The organism is Streptomyces sp. NPDC052016, from assembly GCF_044548445.1.
Classification (GTDB): Bacteria; Actinomycetota; Actinomycetes; order Streptomycetales; family Streptomycetaceae; genus Streptomyces.
The window spans coordinates 208289-227912 of sequence record NZ_JBIUBX010000015.1; the positions used below are offsets into that span (position 1 = coordinate 208289).

20 protein-coding genes are annotated in these 19624 nt (G+C 72.6%); 15 read left to right on the forward strand and 5 right to left on the reverse strand.

Annotated elements, in window-relative coordinates:
• Positions 1-143: 143 nt before the first annotated feature.
• Positions 144-875: an SseB family protein gene (locus tag ACIHAR_RS20495; protein ID WP_365455715.1), complete on the forward strand. Its 732-nt coding sequence runs from the start codon at positions 144-146 to the stop codon at positions 873-875.
• A 12-nt stretch (positions 876-887) separates the two neighbouring features.
• On the opposite strand, the gene ACIHAR_RS20500 is transcribed toward ACIHAR_RS20495, so the two are convergent.
• The gene (locus tag ACIHAR_RS20500; RefSeq protein ID WP_365455712.1) at positions 888-1265 is read right to left on the reverse strand and encodes a DUF1844 domain-containing protein; all 378 of its coding nucleotides are present in this window, start codon (positions 1263-1265) and stop codon (positions 888-890) included.
• A 407-nt stretch (positions 1266-1672) separates the two neighbouring features.
• Between ACIHAR_RS20500 and infC the strand changes: the two genes are divergently transcribed.
• The 10 genes from infC (at position 1673) to ACIHAR_RS20550 (ending at position 12799) form a co-directional block, all read left to right on the forward strand.
• Positions 1673-2311 (forward strand): translation initiation factor IF-3, encoded by a 639-nt coding sequence (infC, locus tag ACIHAR_RS20505; protein ID WP_365456135.1) that lies wholly within the window; start codon positions 1673-1675, stop codon positions 2309-2311.
• Positions 2312-2422: 111 nt separating this feature from the next.
• Positions 2423-2617 (forward strand): 50S ribosomal protein L35, encoded by a 195-nt coding sequence (rpmI, locus tag ACIHAR_RS20510; protein WP_007829094.1) that lies wholly within the window; start codon positions 2423-2425, stop codon positions 2615-2617.
• Positions 2618-2713: 96 nt separating this feature from the next.
• The gene (gene rplT, locus ACIHAR_RS20515; protein ID WP_384653976.1) at positions 2714-3097 is read left to right on the forward strand and encodes a 50S ribosomal protein L20; all 384 of its coding nucleotides are present in this window, start codon (positions 2714-2716) and stop codon (positions 3095-3097) included.
• A 343-nt stretch (positions 3098-3440) separates the two neighbouring features.
• Positions 3441-4301 carry an RNA methyltransferase gene (locus tag ACIHAR_RS20520; RefSeq protein ID WP_365455706.1) on the forward strand — a complete coding sequence of 287 codons (861 nt, stop codon included), beginning with the start codon at positions 3441-3443 and terminating at the stop codon, positions 4299-4301.
• Between the two features lie 47 nt (positions 4302-4348).
• Positions 4349-5488, forward strand: coding sequence for an ATP-binding protein (locus tag ACIHAR_RS20525; RefSeq protein ID WP_400020843.1), 1140 nt, complete (start codon positions 4349-4351; stop codon positions 5486-5488).
• A gap of 146 nt (positions 5489-5634) precedes the next feature.
• Complete coding sequence (pheS, locus tag ACIHAR_RS20530; protein WP_365455700.1) at positions 5635-6756, forward strand: phenylalanine--tRNA ligase subunit alpha; 1122 nt, start codon at positions 5635-5637, stop codon at positions 6754-6756.
• The gene (gene pheT / locus ACIHAR_RS20535) at positions 6756-9269 is read left to right on the forward strand and encodes a phenylalanine--tRNA ligase subunit beta (RefSeq protein ID WP_400020846.1); all 2514 of its coding nucleotides are present in this window, start codon (positions 6756-6758) and stop codon (positions 9267-9269) included. Before pheS ends, pheT begins: the two co-directional genes overlap by 1 nt.
• A gap of 226 nt (positions 9270-9495) precedes the next feature.
• Positions 9496-10584 (forward strand): PP2C family protein-serine/threonine phosphatase, encoded by a 1089-nt coding sequence (locus ACIHAR_RS20540; RefSeq protein ID WP_365455694.1) that lies wholly within the window; start codon positions 9496-9498, stop codon positions 10582-10584.
• Positions 10585-10816: 232 nt separating this feature from the next.
• Complete coding sequence (locus ACIHAR_RS20545) at positions 10817-12157, forward strand: transcriptional regulator (RefSeq protein ID WP_400020848.1); 1341 nt, start codon at positions 10817-10819, stop codon at positions 12155-12157.
• A gap of 99 nt (positions 12158-12256) precedes the next feature.
• Positions 12257-12799, forward strand: a complete 543-nt coding sequence (locus ACIHAR_RS20550) for an NUDIX hydrolase (protein WP_365455688.1) — start codon at positions 12257-12259, stop codon at positions 12797-12799.
• On the opposite strand, the gene ACIHAR_RS20555 is transcribed toward ACIHAR_RS20550, so the two are convergent.
• Both ACIHAR_RS20555 and ACIHAR_RS20560 read right to left on the reverse strand, forming a co-directional pair.
• On the reverse strand, positions 12796-13053 hold the full coding sequence (locus ACIHAR_RS20555; protein WP_384653992.1) for a hypothetical protein: 258 nt from the start codon (positions 13051-13053) through the stop codon (positions 12796-12798). The genes ACIHAR_RS20550 and ACIHAR_RS20555 overlap by 4 nt on opposite strands.
• 203 nt (positions 13054-13256) lie before the next feature.
• Positions 13257-14117 carry a 3-hydroxybutyryl-CoA dehydrogenase gene (locus ACIHAR_RS20560; RefSeq protein WP_365455682.1) on the reverse strand — a complete coding sequence of 287 codons (861 nt, stop codon included), beginning with the start codon at positions 14115-14117 and terminating at the stop codon, positions 13257-13259.
• 186 nt (positions 14118-14303) lie between these two features.
• On the opposite strand from ACIHAR_RS20560, the gene ACIHAR_RS20565 reads away from it, so the two are divergent.
• Positions 14304-15539, forward strand: coding sequence for a glycoside hydrolase family 10 protein (locus ACIHAR_RS20565; RefSeq protein ID WP_400020852.1), 1236 nt, complete (start codon positions 14304-14306; stop codon positions 15537-15539).
• A 1-nt stretch (position 15540) separates the two neighbouring features.
• On the opposite strand, the gene ACIHAR_RS20570 is transcribed toward ACIHAR_RS20565, so the two are convergent.
• Together ACIHAR_RS20570 and ACIHAR_RS20575 are read right to left on the reverse strand one after the other, a co-directional pair.
• Positions 15541-15747 carry a DUF1918 domain-containing protein gene (locus ACIHAR_RS20570; protein ID WP_365455676.1) on the reverse strand — a complete coding sequence of 69 codons (207 nt, stop codon included), beginning with the start codon at positions 15745-15747 and terminating at the stop codon, positions 15541-15543.
• A 93-nt stretch (positions 15748-15840) separates the two neighbouring features.
• A complete protein-coding gene (locus ACIHAR_RS20575; protein ID WP_400020854.1) occupies positions 15841-16788 on the reverse strand; it encodes a DMT family transporter in 948 nt (315 codons plus the stop codon).
• Here ACIHAR_RS20575 and ACIHAR_RS20580 point away from each other — a divergent pair.
• From ACIHAR_RS20580 to ACIHAR_RS20590, 3 genes are read left to right on the forward strand one after another with little or no spacing between them, the layout of a single operon-like run.
• Positions 16787-18253, forward strand: a complete 1467-nt coding sequence (locus tag ACIHAR_RS20580; RefSeq protein WP_400020856.1) for a PLP-dependent aminotransferase family protein — start codon at positions 16787-16789, stop codon at positions 18251-18253. The two genes, ACIHAR_RS20575 and ACIHAR_RS20580, sit on opposite strands and share 2 nt — an antisense overlap.
• A 10-nt stretch (positions 18254-18263) precedes the next feature.
• The gene (locus tag ACIHAR_RS20585) at positions 18264-18731 is read left to right on the forward strand and encodes a GNAT family N-acetyltransferase (RefSeq protein ID WP_365455667.1); all 468 of its coding nucleotides are present in this window, start codon (positions 18264-18266) and stop codon (positions 18729-18731) included.
• Between the two features lie 31 nt (positions 18732-18762).
• Positions 18763-19356 carry a histidine phosphatase family protein gene (locus ACIHAR_RS20590; RefSeq protein ID WP_365455664.1) on the forward strand — a complete coding sequence of 198 codons (594 nt, stop codon included), beginning with the start codon at positions 18763-18765 and terminating at the stop codon, positions 19354-19356.
• Positions 19357-19624 lie beyond the last annotated feature (268 nt).

Here is a 19624-nt window from a genome sequence, read left to right on the forward strand (position 1 = left end):
ATCGTCGCGGCGCCGACTGTGCCCTTCGTTAGAAGGACGTTAGATGTGCGTCAGGGGTTTCTGAGAAACCCGTGAAAGCGGTCACCGCCGTGTTTCCGGCCCCGCACAGAGCCGGCACCATCCCCCCGATAGGGTCGGTGACCGTGGCGAACAAGAACATTCCCGACCCCGGCTTCTCCGACGACGACGGCTCCGCCGACCCACGGCTGAGCGCCGCGCTCGCCGCCTGGGCCGAGGACCGCACCGCCGTGGGCCCGGTGCTGGAGGCCCTCAAGGGCGCCCGGCTGCTCGTCCCCGTCGTGGCCGTGCTCGGCGAGGTCGAGGAGGACGAGAACGGGCTGCGCCGCGAGAAGACCAGCGACATGGCCGTCCCGACCCTCAGGGCGGGGCACCGCACGGCCCTGCCCGCCTTCACCTCCACCGACTCCCTCGCCCGGTGGGACCCCGAGGCCCGCCCGGTCGCCGTACCCCTGCACCAGGCGCTGCAGGCGGCCGCCCACGAGAAGGCGGACACGCTCCTGCTGGACATGGCCGGACCGGTCCCGTTCGAACTGACGGGACCGGCGCTGCTCGCGCTGGCCGAGGGCCGCACCACGACCGACCCGCTCACCGACCCGGCGGTGGTGGCCGCGGTCCGGGCCGCCGTGGCCGCCGAACCCGCCGTGCTGCGTGCCCACCTCGGGCCCGGGCAGGCCGACGGCACCCTCGCCCTCGTCCTGGACCCGGCCGCGGCTCCCGCGGAGGCCGCCCAGGCCGTGGCCCGGCGCCTCGCCGCCGACGAAACGCTCAGGGCCCGCCTGGTGCGCGGCCTCGACCTGGCACTGCTGCCGGCCGGGACGACGCCTCCGGGCGAGCCCCTGTACGTACGCGGCTGAGCCGCCGACGGCCTAGCCGTAGACCGGGCCGGTGTACTTCTCGCCCGGTCCCTGGCCCGGCTCGTCCGGGACGATCGACGCCTCGCGGAAGGCGAGCTGGAGCGACTTCAGGCCGTCGCGCAGCGGCGCCGCGTGGAACGAGCTGATCTCCGTCGCGCTCGCGTCCAGCAGACCCGCGAGGGCGGTGACCAGCTTGCGGGCCTCGTCCAGGTCCTTGTACTTGTCGCCCTCCTCGGTCAGACCGAGCTTCACGGCGGCGGCGCTCATCAGGTTGACGGCGACCGTCACGATCACCTCGACCGCGGGGACCTCGGCGATGTCGCGGGTCATCTCGTCGAAGCCGGCGGCGCCGGGGGTCTCGGGCTCGTTCGAGGGGGAGGTCTCACTCATGCCCCACACGATAGGGCCCTCCACGTGCCCTCTTGACAGCAGGAGGCGGGAGACACCGGATTAGCGCACGCGCCCGTGAGCTGCTAGCCTCATGTAACGACCGGTCGGACACGCGTGCCCCTCAGCAGGCGGGCCCGGCCCACAAGTGGAGGCTCCGAACTCCCACCCGACCACCCTCCGGGGCGGCGGGTCACCCCGGTCAGGCGGCCACCATCGTTCCGTACGGACGATGGAGTCGCCCGGTAGTGCGCCCCGCGATCCTCGCGACGGTGCTCCGGTAGTGTTTTGGAGCCCCGCCTGTGATCGTTCGGGGCATTTTTTGTGCTTCGGCGTGGTTATAGGTCTAACGACACAGACGTTACGCGGCCGTCCGCCAGACCGCCGCGTGGTGCTACCGAGGAGGATCCATCAGCGCCGAGCCCCGCATCAACGACCGGATTCGCGTTCCCGAGGTGCGACTTGTCGGTCCCAGTGGCGAGCAGGTCGGCATCGTGCCGCTCGCGAAGGCACTGGAGCTTGCCCAGGAGTACGACCTGGACCTGGTCGAGGTCGCGGCGAACGCCCGCCCGCCCGTGTGCAAGCTCATGGACTACGGGAAGTTCAAGTACGAGTCGGCCATGAAGGCCCGTGAGGCGCGCAAGAACCAGGCGCACACGGTCATCAAGGAGATGAAGCTCCGGCCGAAGATCGACCCGCACGACTACGACACCAAGAAGGGTCACGTCGTCCGGTTCCTCAAGCAGGGCGACAAGGTCAAGATCACGATCATGTTCCGCGGTCGTGAGCAGTCCCGGCCCGAGCTGGGCTACCGACTGCTGCAGCGTCTCGCGGAGGACGTCCAGGACCTCGGGTTCGTCGAGTCGAACCCGAAGCAGGACGGCCGCAACATGATCATGGTTCTCGGTCCGCACAAGAAGAAGACCGAGGCGATGGCCGAGGCCCGTCAGGCGCAGGAGGCCCGCAAGGCCGAAGCGAAGGCCAACCCCGGCCGCTCGCAGAACCCTGCGACCGCCCAGACGCCGGCCGAGGAGCCTGCCGAGGCGTGATCCCTGGGACGACAGTCCCCTGGATGTAACCGATACAAGAGCGACGCTCCACGTGTGCCCGGTTCTCGCGACCGGGCACCGGAGCGCCACCGACGAGGAGAGAACGGCGCTATGCCGAAGAACAAGTCGCACAGCGGTGCCAGCAAGCGCTTCAAGGTCACCGGCTCCGGCAAGGTGCTCCGTGAGCGCGCCGGCAAGCGCCACCTGCTCGAGCACAAGTCGTCCCGTCTGACGCGTCGCCTCACCGGCAACGCCGAGATGGCCCCGGGCGACGCCAAGAAGATCAAGAAGCTTCTCGGCAAGTGACGCCGGGCGCGTCCGCCGCGCCTGACCTCTGACCGGGACCCAATCGTTTCCGGGCCGTGTGAGTCCAACCACGGCCCCGCTACAAGGAGTTAACAAGTGGCACGCGTCAAGCGGGCAGTCAACGCCCACAAGAAGCGCCGGGCGATCCTCGAGCAGGCCTCCGGCTACCGCGGTCAGCGTTCGCGCCTGTACCGCAAGGCCAAGGAGCAGGTCACCCACTCGCTGGTCTACAACTACAACGACCGGAAGAAGCGCAAGGGCGACTTCCGTCAGCTGTGGATCCAGCGCATCAACGCCGCTGCCCGCGCCAACGGCATGACCTACAACCGCTTCATCCAGGGTCTGAAGGCCGCGAACATCGAGGTCGACCGCAAGATCCTGGCCGAGCTCGCCGTGAACGACGCCAACGCGTTCGCCGCGCTCGTCGAGGCCGCGCAGAAGGCGCTGCCGTCGGACGTGAACGCGCCGAAGGCCGCGTGACGCGTCGCCGGCGCTGAGCCGGACGTGATGTGACTGGGACCCGCAGGCGGACACGCCGCCTGCGGGTCCGAGTGCGTCCGGGACCGCCGGCCGTGTCCCGCCCGTCCCCGGAGGCCCCGCCCCCTAACCCCCGGCCCGCGCCGCCCACCCTCCGTCCCGGTGGGGAGCAGGGTGAGCCGACCCAGCCCTTTCGGCGTTCCAGGACGAGGCCCGTCCGGGGCCGAAGCGGGGAACCGGGAGCGGTAGCCCGCAGGGCGGGACGGGAAGGCGCGGCGGGGGCGAGAGAGACCCGGAGCCCGCCCGTATGCCCACGTTCCACCTCCCTGCACCGAAGGTGACCCACATGCCCCCCGCCACCCCCGACCTCATCTCCCCCCGTTCCCCGCGCGTCTCCGCCGCCCGGCGGCTCGCGAAGCGGAACTACCGGGGGAAGGAGCGGCTGTTCCTCGCCGAGGGGCCGCAGGCCGTGCGGGAGGCGGCCGCGCATCGGGGCGAGGGCGGGGCGACACTCGTCGAGCTGTTCGCGACGCTCGAGGCCGCTGAGCGCTACGCCGACATCGTCGGGGAGGCACGCGACGCCGGCGCCCGGATCCACCTCGCCGCCGAGCAGGTGATCGAGGACATCTCCACCACCGTCACGCCGCAGGGCCTCGTCGGGGTCTGCCGGTTCCTCGACACCCCCTTCCAGGAGATCCTCACCGCCCGCCCCCGGCTCGTCGCCGTCCTCGCGCACGTCCGCGACCCCGGCAACGCCGGCACCGTGCTGCGCTGCGCCGACGCCGCCGGCGCCGAGGCCGTCGTCCTGACCGACGCCTCCGTCGACCTGTACAACCCCAAGGCCGTACGGGCCTCGGTCGGCTCCCTCTTCCACCTGCCCGTCGCCGTGGGCGTCCCCGTCGAGCAGGCCGTGGCGGGGCTCAAGGAGGCCGGGGTGCGCATCCTCGCCGCCGACGGAGCGGGGCGGCACGACCTCGACGAGGAGCTCGACAAGGGCACCATGGGCGGGCCCACGGCGTGGGTGTTCGGGAACGAGGCCTGGGGGCTCCCGGAGGAGACCCGCGCCCTCGCCGACGCCGTCGTCCGCGTCCCCATCCACGGGAAGGCCGAGAGCCTGAACCTCGCCACCGCCGCGGCCGTATGTCTCTATGCGTCGGCCCGTGCACAGCGCGCCTCCGGAGGGTGCCGCTCCGTCACCGAGAGCTAGTAGGGTGACGAGCTCGGGGGTCCTCGTCTGGGAGGTGGGGTACGGGGATGAGTGTCGGTACGAGCAGCGCACCGGGAGCCGGTACATCGAGGCGCCCGCCCGCGGCCCGGCCGGCCGGTGACCTCGCCGCGTACGGCGTCGACCCCGACGACCTGCCCGACGGGCTCGTCGTCGCCGACGAGCACGGCCACGTCGTCTGCTTCAACGCCGCCGCCGAGCGCATCACCGCCCTCCCCGCCGCCGAGGCCCTGGGCCGGCGGCTGGAGACGGCCCTGCCCCTGGAGGACCTGGAGGGCCGGCGCTGGTGGCAGCTGACCGACCCGTACGGCGGGCTCGCCATCCGGGTCCGGCAGCCCGAACGCAACCTGCTGCTGCCGGGCGGCCGCGAGGTCCTCGTCTCCGCCCGATACGTCCGCAGTGAACCCACCGGCCCCGTGCGCCGTGTCGTCGTCTCTCTCCGGGACACCGAGGCCCGTCGCCGCACCGAGCGCAGCCACGCCGAGCTGATCGCGACGGTGGCCCACGAGCTGCGCTCGCCGCTCACCTCCGTGAAGGGCTTCACCGCCACCCTCCTCGCCAAGTGGTCGCGCTTCACCGACGACCAGAAACGGCTGATGCTGGAGACGGTGGACGCCGACGCCGACCGCGTCACCCGGCTCATCGCCGAGCTGCTGGACATCTCGCGGATCGACAGCGGACGGCTCGAGGTGCGCCGCCAGCCCGTCGACATGGGGGCCGCCGTGGGCCGGCACATCCAGGCCTACGTGGCCGCCGGGCAGCCCGCCGACCGCTTCCTGGTGCGCGTCGAACAGCCGCTGCCCGCCCTGTGGGCCGACCCCGACAAGGTCGACCAGGTGCTCAGCAACCTCATCGAAAATGCGGTGCGGCACGGCGAGGGAACCGTCACCATTGACGTCACGCCCGCCCCGTCCCCGCGCGAAGGAGAGGACGTCGGCACGTCGGTCATCGTGAGCGACGAGGGCACCGGCATCCCGGAGGAGTCCATGAACCGCGTCTTCACCCGCTTCTGGCGGGGCAGCAAGCGCGGCGGGACGGGCCTCGGGCTGTACATCGTCAAGGGCATCGTCGAGGCCCACGGCGGCACCATCACGGTCGGACGCGCCCCCGGCGGCGGCGCCGAGTTCCGATTTACGTTGCCCGTGGGCGCCCCGGCCTATCTCAGCTGAGCCGGCCGAGCAGCCCGCGGGCGCATTCGCCCACCTCCACCCCGTTAGACTCGGCCTTTGGCACCTTTGTGTCCCAAAAACCGTGACGGTCTGTCCACGAGTCGGTGACGGGGACGTCAGCCAGCCAATCGGAAGCACGGGAAGAGATGTCGGCACCCAATAAGTCGTACGACCCTGTCGAGGTCGAGGCGTTGAAACCGGAAGAGATCGAGCGCATGCGGGACGAGGCGCTCGCCGCCTTCGCCGCCGCGGACTCCCTCGACGCGCTCCAGGAGGCCAAGGTCGCCCACACCGGCGCCACCTCCCCGCTGGCCCTCGCCAACCGCGAGATCGGCGCACTGCCCCCGCACGCCAAGGCCGCCGCGGGCAAGCTCGTCGGCCAGGCCCGCGGCGCCGTGAACAAGGCGCTCGCCGGCCGCCAGGCCGAGCTGGAGGCCGAGCGCGACGCACGCGTGCTGGTCGAGGAGGCCGTGGACGTCACGCTGCCCCACGACCGCGTGCCCGCCGGCGCCCGCCACCCGCTCACCACGCTCTCGGAGCGCATCGAGGACGTCTTCGTCGCCATGGGCTACGAGGTCGCCGAGGGCCCGCAGGTCGAGGCCGAGTGGTTCAACTTCGACGCCCTCAACATCGGCCCGGACCACCCGGCCCGCGGCGAGGCCGACACCTTCTTCGTCCAGGGCCCGGACGGCGGCAGCGAGTCCGGCGTCGTGCTGCGCACGCACACCTCGCCCGTGCAGATCCGCTCCCTGCTCGACCGCGAGCTGCCGGTGTACGTCATCTGCCCCGGCCGCGTGTACCGCACCGACGAGCTGGACGCCACGCACACCCCGGTCTTCCACCAGGTCGAGCTGCTCGCCGTCGACGAGGGCCTGACCATGGCCGACCTCAAGGGCACCCTCGACCACATGGTCCAGGCGCTGTTCGGCGAGGGCATGAAGACCCGGCTGCGGCCGAACTTCTTCCCCTTCACCGAGCCGTCCGCCGAGATGGACATGGTGTGCTACGTCTGCCGCGGCGAGTCCGTCGGCAACCCCGACCGGCCCTGCCGCACCTGCTCCAGCGAGGGCTGGATCGAGCTCGGCGGCTGCGGCATGGTCAACCCCAAGGTGCTGACCGCCTGCGGCGTCGACCCGGAGAAGTACAGCGGCTTCGCCTTCGGGTTCGGCATCGAGCGGATGCTGATGTTCCGCCACAACGTCGAAGACATGCGAGACATGGTCGAGGGTGACGTCCGGTTCACCCGGCCGTTCGGGATGGAGATCTGATGCGGGTCCCGCTTTCTTGGCTGCGGGAGTACGTCGACCTGCCGGCCACCGAGACCGGCCGTGACGTCCAGGCCAAGCTCATTTCGGCCGGTCTGGAGGTCGAAACCGTCGAGCACCTCGGCGCCGACCTCAAGGGCCCGCTGGTCGTCGGCCAGGTGCTGACCATCGAGGAGCTCGAGGGCTTCAAGAAGCCGATCCGCTTCTGCACCGTCGACGTCGGCCAGGCCAACGGCACCGGCGAGCCGCAGGAGATCGTCTGCGGCGCCCGCAACTTCTCCGTCGGCGACAAGGTCGTCGTGGTCCTCCCGGGCGCCACGCTGCCCGGCGGCTTCTCGATCTCCGCGCGCAAGACGTACGGCAAGACCTCCCACGGCATGATCTGCTCCAGCGACGAGCTGGGCATGGGCGACGACGGCAGCAAGGGCATCATCGTGCTGCCGCCGGAGACCGAGGTCGGCAAGGACGCCATCGAACTGCTCGAGCTGGTCGACGAGGTCCTGGACATCGCCGTCACCGCCAACCGCGGCGACTGCCTGTCCATCCGCGGCGTGGCCCGGGAGACCGCCATCGCCTACGGGCTGCCGCTGCGCGACCCGGCCCTCATCGACGTGCCGGGCCCGAACGCCTTCGGCTACCCGGTCCAGGTCTCCGAACCGGTCGGCTGCGACCGCTTCACCGCCCGCACCGTCACCGGTCTGAGCCCCGAGGCACGCTCCCCGATCTGGCTGAAGCGCAGGCTGCAGAAGGTCGGCATGCGCCCGATCTCGCTCGCCGTCGACGTCACCAACTACGTGATGATGGAGCTGGGCCAGCCCCTGCACGCCTACGACCGCAAGCTGGTCCAGGGCACCATCGGCGTCCGCCGCGCGGCCGAGGGCGAGAAGCTCGTCACCCTGGACGGCGTGGAGCGCAAGCTGCACGCCGAGGACCTCGTCATCACCGACGAGCGCGGCCCCATCGGCCTCGCCGGTGTCATGGGCGGCGCCAACACCGAGATCGCCGACCACGACGACCTGGAGAACGCCACCGGCGACGTGGTGATCGAGGCGGCGCACTTCGACGCCGTCTCCATCGCCCGCACGGCCCGCCGTCACAAGCTCTCCTCCGAGGCGTCCCGCCGCTTCGAGCGGGGTGTCGACCCGCAGGCCGCGGCCGCCGCCGCGCAGCGCACGGTCGACCTGCTGGTGCTGCTGGCCGGCGGCACCGCCGAGGCCGGCGTCACCGAGGTCATCGCGCCCTCCGCGCCGCACACCATCACGGTCCCGGCCGACCACCCGGACAAGGTCGCGGGCGTGGTCTACGGCCGCGAGACCGTCGTACGGCGTCTGCAGGAGATCGGCTGCGACGTCTACGGGCAGGACGAGCTGATCGTCACCGTGCCGTCCTGGCGGCCCGACCTCGCCGAGGCCAACGACCTCGCCGAGGAGGTCATCCGCCTGGAGGGCTACGAGAACCTGCCCTCCACGCTGCCCAAGCCCCCCTCGGGCCGCGGCCTCACCCACCGGCAGCGGCTGCACCGCAGGATCGGCCGGGCGCTCGCCGGCGCCGGCTACGTCGAGGCGCCGAACTACCCCTTCGTCAGCGAGCAGGTCTTCGACCAGCTCCTGCTGGAGGCCGACGACCCGGCCCGCCGCGTCGTGAAGCTGGCGAATCCGCTCAACGACGAGGAACCGGCCCTGCGCACCTCGCTGCTGCCGGGCCTGCTCGGCGCGCTGCGGCGCAACGACGGGCGGGGCAGCCACGACCTCGCCCTGTTCGAGACCGGGCTGGTCTTCCTCCCGCGGGAGGGGCAGCGCGCCGCCGGTCACCTGCCGGTCGACCGTCGCCCGACCGACGAGATGATCGCCTCGCTGAACGCGGCGCTGCCCGATCAGCCGCGCCACGTCGCCGTCGTCCTCGCGGGCGCGCGCGAGCAGGCCGGCTGGTGGGGCAAGGGCCGCCCGGCCGACTGGGCCGACGCCGTGGAGGCGGCACGCACGGTCGCCCGTGAGGCGGGCGCCGAGCTGATCGTGCGCCGCGGCCAGTACGGGCCGTGGCACCCGGGCCGCTGCGCCGAGCTGGTGGTCGTCGTCGACGGCGCCGAGCGGGTCGCCGGTCACGCGGGCGAGCTGCACCCGCGCGTGGTGAAGGCCCTGGGTCTGCCCGCGCGTACGTCGGCCATGGAGCTGGACCTGGACGCGCTGGAGCGGGTCGGTGACGGCACGCCCCAGGCGCCGAGCATCTCCACGTTCCCCGTCGCCACGCAGGACGTCGCCCTCGTCGTCGACAAGCTCGTGCCGCACGCCGAGGTCGAGGCAGCGCTTCGCGAGGGCGCGGGTGAACTGCTGGAGGGGATCCGGCTGTTCGACGTGTACGAGAACGAGGACCAGCTCGGGGACGGCAAGAAGTCGCTGGCGTACGCGCTGCGCTTCCGTGCGGGGGACCGGACGCTGACGGTCGACGAGGCGTCGGCGGCCCGCGACGCCGCGGTCGCCCTCGCGGGCGAGCGGACCGGGGCGGTTCTGCGCGGCTAGCCGCCGTCGGGGACCGTGTCGTCGGCCGGCCGTGGCTCGTCCGCGGCCGGCCGCGCGGTTTCCCGCGCCCCTGGGCAGCGCCCCCGCACCCCCACGGGTCACCTCACTCATTCGAGTGAGAACTCCCGGTGATCCGGCCGTCCCGGCCAGGACGTCGACAGAATCGGACCGGCCTTTCGGGGCCGGTCTGTCTGCGCTGTCAGGGCCTGGATGGGGGGCCATCGACATGTTGGGCATCAGGCGGCCGCTGCGCCGGGCCCTCTCGCTGGGACTGCCCACGGCCTGGGGCGCCACGGCGATCACCTACAAGCTGGCCTGTCCGCTGGCCCAGCAGGACGGGCTGGGCGCCAGGATCGTCACCGGCGCCGTCTTCTTCGCCGTCGGCACCGGGCTGATCCACCATGTGCGGCAGCGGCTGTTGCGGGAGCTGAGACAGGCCCGCCGGGTCGCCGGGGCCGCGCAGAACGTGCTGCTGCGGCCGCTGCCGCCGCGCGTCGACGGGCTCGACGTGGCCGCCGCCCGGCTGTCCGCGGACCGCGGGGCCACCGTCGGTGGAGACCTGTACGAGGTCATCGCCACCGAGCACGGCGTACGGGTCGTGATGGGGGACGTGCGCGGGCACGGACTGCCCGCGCTGGGGACCGTCGCCGCGCTCCTCGGCAGTTTCCGTGAGGCCGCCCACGACGAGCCGGACCTCGGACGCGTCCTGCGCCGGCTGGAGCGTGCCCTAGCCCGGCATCTGCGCGAGCGGCACCGTGAGGAACACCCGGCGAACGGCCGGGCCCCGGACCACCCGGTCGCCGAGGAGTTCGTCACCGTCCTGCTGCTGGAGCTCGACGGTGACGGCGAGGTGCGTGCCCTGAACTGCGGCCACCCCTGGCCTTACCTGCTCAGCGGCACGGACGTCGAGCCGCTGGCCCGTGCGGATCCGCTGCCGCCGCTCGGCCCGTTCCCGCTGCCCGCGGACCTGGCCACCATCCCTTGTGGCCGGCTCCGCAGGGGCGAGTCGCTGCTGCTGTACACGGACGGCGCGGAGGACGCACGGGACCACCGCGGCCGCTCCTTCTCCCTCCCGGCCGCCCTGGCGAAGGCGGCACACGACCATCCGGTCTCACCCCAGCAGGTCCTGCGCGCGGTCGTGCGGGCACTCCTGCGGCACACGGCGGGCAGACCGGCCGACGACGTCGCGCTCCTGGTCCTGCGCAACGACAGAGCACGAGCGCACCTGTCACGGGTGCCGGGCGGCGACCTGAGCGGCTCCGCCGAGGGGGCGGGACCGGCCGCCACGCACCCGCGGCGGACCACGCGTCCCTGAGCACAGCCTGCCGTGAACTCCTGCCGCGTGGAGCCGAACGCCGGGCCGTCGCTTTACGAGGGGGAGCCGACGGCCCGGCGGCCTCTTGCGAGGTATTCCAGTCAACCGGCGGAGAACGCTCCGCGACAGCGCGCGCACGGTGCGGATGCGCGTACTCCGTTCACACCCCGTGTGAAGGGGGAGCCACTACTCTGAGTGGCGCCGTCGGCACCGAGCCACCGGGGGGCAGGCCATGCAGCCCAACACACTGCTCGACGCGATCCTGGACGAGGCGGGGATCTCTCACGCGGGCCTCGCCGCCCACGTCAACCAGGCGGGACGGGCCCGCGGACTCGCGCTGCGGTACGAGCACACGGCCGTCGCCCGCTGGCTGAAGGGCCAGCGGCCGCGCGGCCAGGTGCCCGACCTGATCTGCGAGGTGCTCGCCGGCCGGCTGCAACGGCCCGTCACCCTCGACGACATCGGCCTCGGCGTCCCCGGCGAGCCCTCCGCCCCGCACGGCACCTCGCTGTCCGGCTTCGTCGAGCGGGCCACCGCTCTGTGGCGCTCCGACGAGCAGCAGCGCCCGCACATCCTGGGCGCCCCCGCCGTCACGGGCACGCCCGCCGTGATGCCGGTGTGGGAGTGGGAGAACCCGCCCGAGGACGTGGACGTCTCCCGCGGCGGGCGGCAACGGGTCACCCCCGCCGACATCGAGATGCTGCGCGCGGCCCGCACTCATTACGAGCAGATGTACCGCAAGGCCGGCGGAGTGGCGACCCGCAGCCGTATCGTCGGCTTCCTCAACGCCGAGGCCGCCCCCCTGCTGCGCGGTGGCTACACCGACGCGACCGGACGCCAACTGCACCGCGCCACCGGCGGGTTGGTGGCGATCGCCGGCATCTGTGCGTACGACTCCGACGCGCACGGGCTCGCCCAGCGCTACTTCCACCAGGCCCTGCGGCTGGCGAAGGCCAGTGGGGACCGGGGCCTCGGGGCCTATGTGATCGCGCTGCTCGTCAACCAGTCGCTGTTCATGCGGGAGTACCGGCAGGCGGTCGCCTTCGCGGAGGCCGCGCTGCGCACCGCGGGCAAGCACATCACCCCCGCCCTCGCCTCCGACCTGTACGCGATGCAGGCGAAGGCGTACGCCCACCTCGGCGACGGCACCGGCGCGCTGTCGTGCATCCGGCGCGCCGAGTCGGCCGCCGAGCACATCCGGCGGGGACACGAACCCGACGAGACCGGCTATGTCCAGCCGGGGCTGGTCAACGTGCAGGTGGCGGAGGCGCTGCTGAGTCTCGGCGATCTCACCGCTGCCGCCGAGCACGCCACGGCCGCCGTCGACACCCCCGCCCACGACCGGGGCCGGGTGCACCGGCTCGCCATGCTCAGCACCATCGAACTGCGCCAGGGCAACGCGGACAGAGCGGTGGTCACGGCCGTGCGGATGGCCGAACAGGCCCGCGGAATGGAGTCCCAGCGCCTGCGCGACAGACTCCGGGCGGTGCGCGAACACCTCGTGCGCAGCGGCTGCGCGGGCACCGCCGAGGCGGCCGAACTCATCGACGGGGCCCTGCGCGTGCCGCTGTAGAGACCGGTGCACGTACTGCCGTAGACCTGGACCCGAGCACCGGTTCGCCATAGGTCCTACTGCGATATTGCCACTTACTCGATGGAAGGTGGCAGAACCGTGCAGTGGACGAAACAGAACGAACAAACTGTGTATGAAAACCGCTGGTTCAGCGTCAACCTCGCGGATGTCGAGCTGCCGGACGGCCGGCACCTCGATCACTTCCTCATACGGCTCAGGCCCGTCGCCGTGGCCACGGTGGTGAACGAGGCCAACGAGGTCCTCCTGTTGTGGCGTCACCGCTTCATCACCGACAGCTGGGGGTGGGAACTCGCCGCGGGCGTCGTCGAGGACGGCGAGGACGTCGTCCGGGCGGCGGCCCGGGAACTGGAGGAGGAGACCGGCTGGCGGCCGGGACCCCTGCGCCACCTCATGAGCGTGGAACCGTCCAACGGCCTCACCGACGCCGTCCACCACGTCTACTGGGCGGACGAGGGCGAGTACGTCGGGCACCCCGTGGACGACTTCGAGTCGGACCGCCGGGAATGGGTCCCGCTCAAGCTGGTCCCCGACCTGGTCGCCCGTGGGGAGGTCCCGGCCGCCAACATGGCGGCCGCGTTACTGCTCCTGCACCACCTCCGGCTCGGTCAGGACACCCCCTAGCGTCCGAAGGCCTGCCAGACCGTCACGACGAGGGCGCCGACGGCCGTGACCGCCGCGAGCGACGGCAGCGGCCAGCGGGCGTGCTCCAACGTGACGATCCGGGTGCTCAGTTCGTCGATCTCCCTGGCGGTCTGCTCGGTGCGGTGCGTCAGCAACGCCAGACCGCCCTCGACGCGGGCGTACGCCACGTCGAGCCGGCGACGTAACTCCGCGAGTTCTCCATGGACGACGGGATGCTCGGGATCGGCGGTCACGTGTCCGCTCCTTTCGGTGGTCGTCACACGTCCCTTGACTGCGTCCCACGAGTCAACCCACCTGGTGGGCCGGAGGGGAGAGTGTGCGCGCGGCATATGCGGGCCTGTCGCGCACACGCCGTGTGAACGCCGCGGGCCCGGCGCTCCGCGGAGCGCCGGGCCCGTACCGCCCACCGGAGGCGACCAGCCGTCGGGGGACGTGATCAGCCGTAGGTGTAGAAGCCCGAGCCGGTCTTGCGGCCCAGCCGGCCCGCGTCCACCATCCGCTGGAGCAGCGGGGGAGCGGCGTACAGCGGCTCCTTGTACTCCTCGTACATGCTCTGCGCCACGGAGGCGACGGTGTCCAGACCGATCAGGTCGGACAGCTTCAGCGGGCCCATCGGGTGGGCGCAGCCCAGCTCCATGCCGTTGTCGATGTCCTCGCGGCTGGCGATGCCCGTCTCGAACATCCGGATCGCCGAGAGCAGGTACGGGATCAGCAACGCGTTGACCACGAAGCCGGAGCGGTCCTGGGCGCGGATGGCGTGCTTGCCCAGCAGCTTCTCGGCGAACAGCTGCGCCCTGCCGAGCGTGCCCTCGGAGGTGGTCAGCGCCGGGATCAGCTCGACGAGCTTCTGCACGGGGGCCGGGTTGAAGAAGTGGATGCCGACGACCTGGTCGGGCCGCGAGGTGGCGACCGCCAGCTTCACCAGCGGGATGGAGGAGGTGTTGGAGGCCAGGATGGCGTCCGGCCGGGTCACCACCTGGTCCAGGACCTGGAAGATCTCGGTCTTGACCTGCTCGTTCTCCACGACGGCCTCGATGACCAGGTCGCGGTCGGCGAACTCGCCGAGGTCCGTGGTGAAGCTCAGGCGCGCCTGCGTCGCGTCCCGCTCCTCCTCGGTGATCTTGCCGCGCTCGGCGGCCTTGGCAAGGGAGTTGAACAGCCGGGTACGGCCGATCTCCAGTGCTTCGCCGGTGGTCTCGGCGACCTTGACGTCGAGGCCGGCGCGGGCGCAGACCTCGGCGATGCCGGCTCCCATCTGGCCGCAGCCCACCACTCCGACGCGTTCGATGTCGGTCACATCGTCCCCTTCACTGCGCTGACGCTCACGCTGTTGGCTGTGACAGGTCTGCCGGGTCCCGGTCGGCCTGCTCCGATCGTGCACGTTACTAGCAAGTATCGATGATCGATCGCCAGGGTGGGGGGCATCCTTGGCGCGGAGACGATCCGTGACCGCGCGGATCCACTGGGTACACGGGGGGTTGCGATGGGGCGACTGACCCGGCGGGCGTTCGCGCTGGCCGCGCTGTCGGCGTTCACGACGACGGGAGCGGCCGCCGGCCGGGGGCGTGCTGCCGCACCCGCCGCCGGCCGGGCCGCCACCGAGATGCGGGGCATGTGGCTGGCGACGGTGGGCAACCGCGACTGGCCGTCGCGCCCGGGCCTGACCGCCGCCCAGCAGCGCTCCGAGCTCCTGGCCCGGCTGGATCTCGCCGTCCGCAACCGGCTCAACACGGTCATGTTCCAGGTGCGGCCCACGGCCGACGCGCTGTGGCCCTCGTCGCACGAGCCGTGGTCGCAGGTGCTCACCGGGACCCAGGGCGAGGCACCCGGCTGGGACCCGCTGGGGACGGCCGTACAGGAGGCCCGCGCCCGCGGTCTGGAACTGCACGCCTGGTTCAACCCCTACCGGGTGGCCCTCCACGCCGACCCGGCGCGGCTGGTCGCCTCCCACCCGGCGCGCAGGCAACCGGACTGGGTGGTGACCTACGCGGGGAAGCTCTACTACAACCCGGGCCTGCCGGCGGTCCGGGCGTTCGTGCAGGACGCGATCCTCGACGCGGTGGAGAAGTACCCGCTGGACGCGGTCCACTTCGACGACTACTTCTACCCGTACCCGGTGGCCGGCCACAGCTTCGACGACGACGCGGCCTACGACCGCCACGGCGGGAGCTTCCCCAACCGGGCGGCCTGGCGGCGCGACAACATCGACCGGCTGGTCCGGGAGACCGCGGCCCGGATCAAGGCCACCCGGTCCACCACCCGGTTCGGCATCAGCCCCTTCGGCGTGTGGCGCAACGCCTCCACCGACGCCCGCGGCTCGGACACCGAGGCCCTGCAGTCCTACGACGCCGTCCACGCCGACACCCGGAAGTGGGTGCGCGAGGGCTGGATCGACTACGTGGTGCCCCAGCTGTACTGGCACATCGGCCTCTCCGCCGCCGACTACGCCAAGCTCGTGCCCTGGTGGGCGGAGGTCGCCCGGGGCAGCCGGACACAGCTGTACATCGGGGAGGCGCTGTACCGCGCGGGCGATCCGGCCCAGCCCGCTGCCTGGCAGAACCCGGCCGAGCTGTCGCGACACCTCACCCTGGCCCGCAGGTACCCGGAGGTGCGCGGTCACGTCCACTTCGCCGCCGCGGACGTGGCGGCGGACCGGATCGGCGCGATGGCGCGGGTCGTCGCCGACCACTACCAGCAGCCGGCGAAGCCCCCGCGCTGATCTACCGGCCGATCGGCCGGCCGGTTTCCCTGTGGCGGATCTCGGTGTCGGGACCGGGGGAGCACAGACCTTCGTGCCCGTCCTCGAAGCGGACGCGGTACGGGGGGTTGCCCTCCTGGCCCAGTACTTCGACGATCTCGCCGACCTTGTCGTGTTGACCGACCACCCTGCCGTGCTGGACAAGCTGGTCGCCCACGGTTGCACGCATCTGTGGGGCCTCCTCACCAAAGGGGGGAGCAAGCGGTCCGTGGCCTTGAGTCCACGGCTCCGAGCGGTGGCGGGAACGGGCCGTGCGGCCCGCTCAGCCACGCGCCCGCTGGGTGACGGCGATGCAGACGAGCACCGCCGCGGCCGTCAGCGGGGCGGCCACTGTCAGGTGCTCGCCCAGCAGCAGCACCGACCACACCAGTGTGAGCAGGGGCTGGGCCAACTGCAACTGGCTGGCCTTCGGAATGCCGATGGCCGCCATGCCCCGGTACCAGACGACCAGACCCAGGAACTGCGAACCCGCCGCGACCCACAGCAGCCCGGCCACGCTGTGCGCGGTGAGGTGCGCGGGCTCGTGGGCGAGGGCGAGCACGGCGGCCGGCACCGACAGCGGCAGACACAGCACCAGCGCCCACCCGATGACCTGCCAGCCCGGCATCACCCGGGCCAGCCGGCCGCCCTCGGTGTAGCCGGCCGCGCACACCAGCAGCGCCCCGAACAGGTACAGGTCGGCGCCGGTCAGGGCCCCGCCGCTCTGCTGCACGGTGAACGCGACCACCGCGCCGGCGCCCGCCAGCGCCGCCGCCCAGAAGGTGCGGGAGGGGCGGGAGCCGACGCGCAGGGCGGAGAAGAGCGCGGTGGTCAGAGGCAGCAGGCCGACGACGACGGCGGCGTGCGCGGTGGTGGACGTCTGCAGGGCGAGCGTGGTGAGCAGCGGGAACCCGACGACGACCCCCGCGGCCACGACGGCCAGTCCCGCCCAGTACCGCCGTGCGGGAACGGCGACGCGCAGCGCGAGCAGACAGCCGCCCGCGATCAGCGCGGCCAGGATGCTGCGCACGGCGACCAGCGTCCAGGGACCGAAGCCCTCCAGGCCCCAGGCGGTGGCGGGGAAGGTGAGGGAGAAGGCGACCACACCGAGGGCGGCTTGGAGGGTGCCGCCCAGCCCTGGGCGGCCCCGTCCGGCCGTACGGGACGAGGTGGCCGCCGCACTGGTGACTGCTATCGAGGACGGTGCAGTAGCGCTACTCTGTGTCTTCATGCAAGAGCGTAGCAGTGTGGGTGAACTGGCGGAACGGCTGCGGAGGGAGCTGGACCGCTACTCTCCCGGTGGAAAGCTCCCATCGAGCAGAGCCCTCGTGGAGCGGTTCCGGGTCAGCCCGGTGACCGTCTCGCGCGCCCTGGCGCAGCTCGCCGCCGAGGGGCTGGTGGTCACCCGGCCCGGTGCCGGGGCCTTCCGCGCCCGGCCCCGCACGTCGCCCGGGCCGGCCGGCGACACCTCCTGGCAGGAGGTCGCGCTGAGCGCGGGCGGAGCCGCCGACCTCGTACCGCGCTCGGTGGACGCCTCCGGCGTCACGGTCTCGCTGGCCGCCCCGCCGCCCGGCGTGATCGAGTTCAACGGCGGCTATCTGCACCCCTCCCTGCAACCGGAGCGGGCCATGTCCGCGGCCCTGGCCCGGGCCGGACGGCGCCCCGGCGCCTGGGGGAGGCCGCCGATCGAGGGCCTGCCGGAGCTGCGCGAGTGGTTCGCGCGCTCCATCGGCGGTGCCGTCACCGCGGCCGAGGTGCTGGTCGGCGCGGGCGGCCAGACGGCGCTCACCACCGCCCTGCGCGCCCTGGCCCCGCCCGGCGCCCCGGTGCTCGTCGAGTCCCCGACCTACCCCGGCATGCTGGCCATCGCCCGGACGGCCGGGCTGCGCCCGGTGCCCGTGCCGGTCGACCGCGACGGCGTGAAGCCGGAGCTGCTCGCGGACGCGTTCCGGGCGACCGGCGCCCGGGTCTTCGTCTGCCAGCCGCTGTTCCAGAACCCGACCGGCGCGGTCCTCGCCCCCGCCCGGCGCGGGGAGGTGCTGCGGATCGCGCGCGAGGCGGGCGCCTTCGTCGTCGAGGACGACTTCGTACGGCGGCTCGCGCACGAGGACGCGGGACCCCTGCCGCGCCCGCTCGCCGCCGACGATCCCGACGGCGTCGTCGTACACGTCGGCTCCCTCACCAAGGCGACCTCGCCCAGCTTCCGGGTCAGCGCCCTCGCCGCCCGCGGGCCCGTTCTGGAACGGCTGCGCGCCATCCAGGTCGTCGACACCTTCTTCGTGCCCCGCCCGCTCCAGGAGGCCGCCCTCGAACTCGTCGGCTCGCCCGCCTGGCCGCGCCATCTGCGGGCGATCGCCACCGAGCTGAAGGCCAGGCGGGACGCGATGACCTCGGCCCTGGCCCTGCGTCTTCCCGAGCTCGCCCTCCCGCACGTCCCGTCCGGTGGCTATCACCTCTGGCTGCGCCTGCCCGACGGCACGGACGAGGCGGCGTTCACGGCGGCGGCCCTGCGGGCGGGGGTCGCCCTGACCCCGGGCCGCCCGTACTTCAGCGCCGAACCCCCGGCAGCCCACGTCCGGCTGAGCTTCGCGGCGGTCGCCGGGACGGAGGAGATCGAGGAGGGGGTGCGGCGACTGCGCCGGGCGGCGGACGAGGTGCTCGCCGAATCCGTTCGACACGGTGCGCGCGATCTGTGAGGGTCCCCGCATGACCGACACGCCGCCCCTCGCCGAGGGGTACGAGATCTCCGCCGACCCGGACCGGATCGACGCCGAGCGGGTCCATCGCTGGCTGTCCACGGACGCGTACTGGGCCATCGGACGGGCGCGGGAGAAGCAGGACCGGGCGATCGCCGGATCGCTCAACTTCGGGGTGTACGAGACGGTCTCCGGGGAGCAGGTCGCCTACGCGCGGGTCGTGACGGATCTGGCGACCTTCGCCTGGCTGTGCGACGTGTACGTGGACCCGGCGGCGCGGGGCAAGGGCCTCGGGACCTCCCTGGTCGTGGCCGTCCGCGACCACCTCCGGCCGCACGGGCTGCGCCGCCTCCTGCTCGCCACGCACGACGCGCACGGAGTGTACGAGAAGGTCGGTTTCGAGGCGCTGGAGAAGCCCGACCAGTGGATGGCGCTGCTTTTCGAGAAGTTCGAAAAATTGTCGGACGACATCTCTTGACCTGCCTGATTGTGCGCCCCACCATCACCGCATGGCACTCCGGGTCACGTTCGTCGCCGCCGCGCGCAGCTCCCCGCTGCTCGCGGAACGCTTCGATGACGACCGGCCGATGGACCAGGCCGGCTGGGACGAGGTCCTGCGCGTGGCCGGCGAGCTGCTGCCCCTCGCCGCGGCCGATCTGCGCTACTGCTCGCCGACCCCGCGCAGCCGCGCCACCGGGGACGCGCTCGGCTACGCCCCGCTCGTCCAGCTCGCCCTGCGCGACTGCGACATGGGCCGCTGGCGCGGACTCACCCTGGGCGAGGCCATGGCCCGGGAGCCCGAGGCCGTGGACGCCTGGCTGGCCGACCCGCGGGCCACTCCGCACGGCGGTGAGTCGCTGCTGGCCTTCATCTCCCGGGTCGGCGGCTGGCTCGAGACCCGGCCGCCGGAGGACGGCTGCCGCATCGTCGCCGTGGCCGAGCCGAGCGTGATCCGCGCCGCCCTGGTGTACGCGCTCAAGGCGCCGCCCTCGACGTACTGGAACATCGATGTCAGGCCCCTGTCGACGACCACCGTCACCGGCCGGTCGGGCCGGTGGAACCTGCGCCTGGACGGAACGCCGGCTCAGCCTTCGCGCGCCTAGGGGATGTCCGCAACGTCTCGCCTGGCCCGCGACGCCTGGCACGCACTCTCGCCGCACCGGGCGAACACCCGAGTACGACCGGTACGCGGGCGCCCGCCCGGCACGCCGACAGCACGCACCAGACGCCGCAGGCCCCGCCCTCCGGGCGGACGACGCGACTTCGCGGACACCCCCTAGATGATCTATTCCAAGGGGTCAGTGATCGTAGGCGGTCAGTGAGCGGGGGGTCGGTTGTCCGGTCTGGTCGTTGTGCCAGATGGCGGCGGTC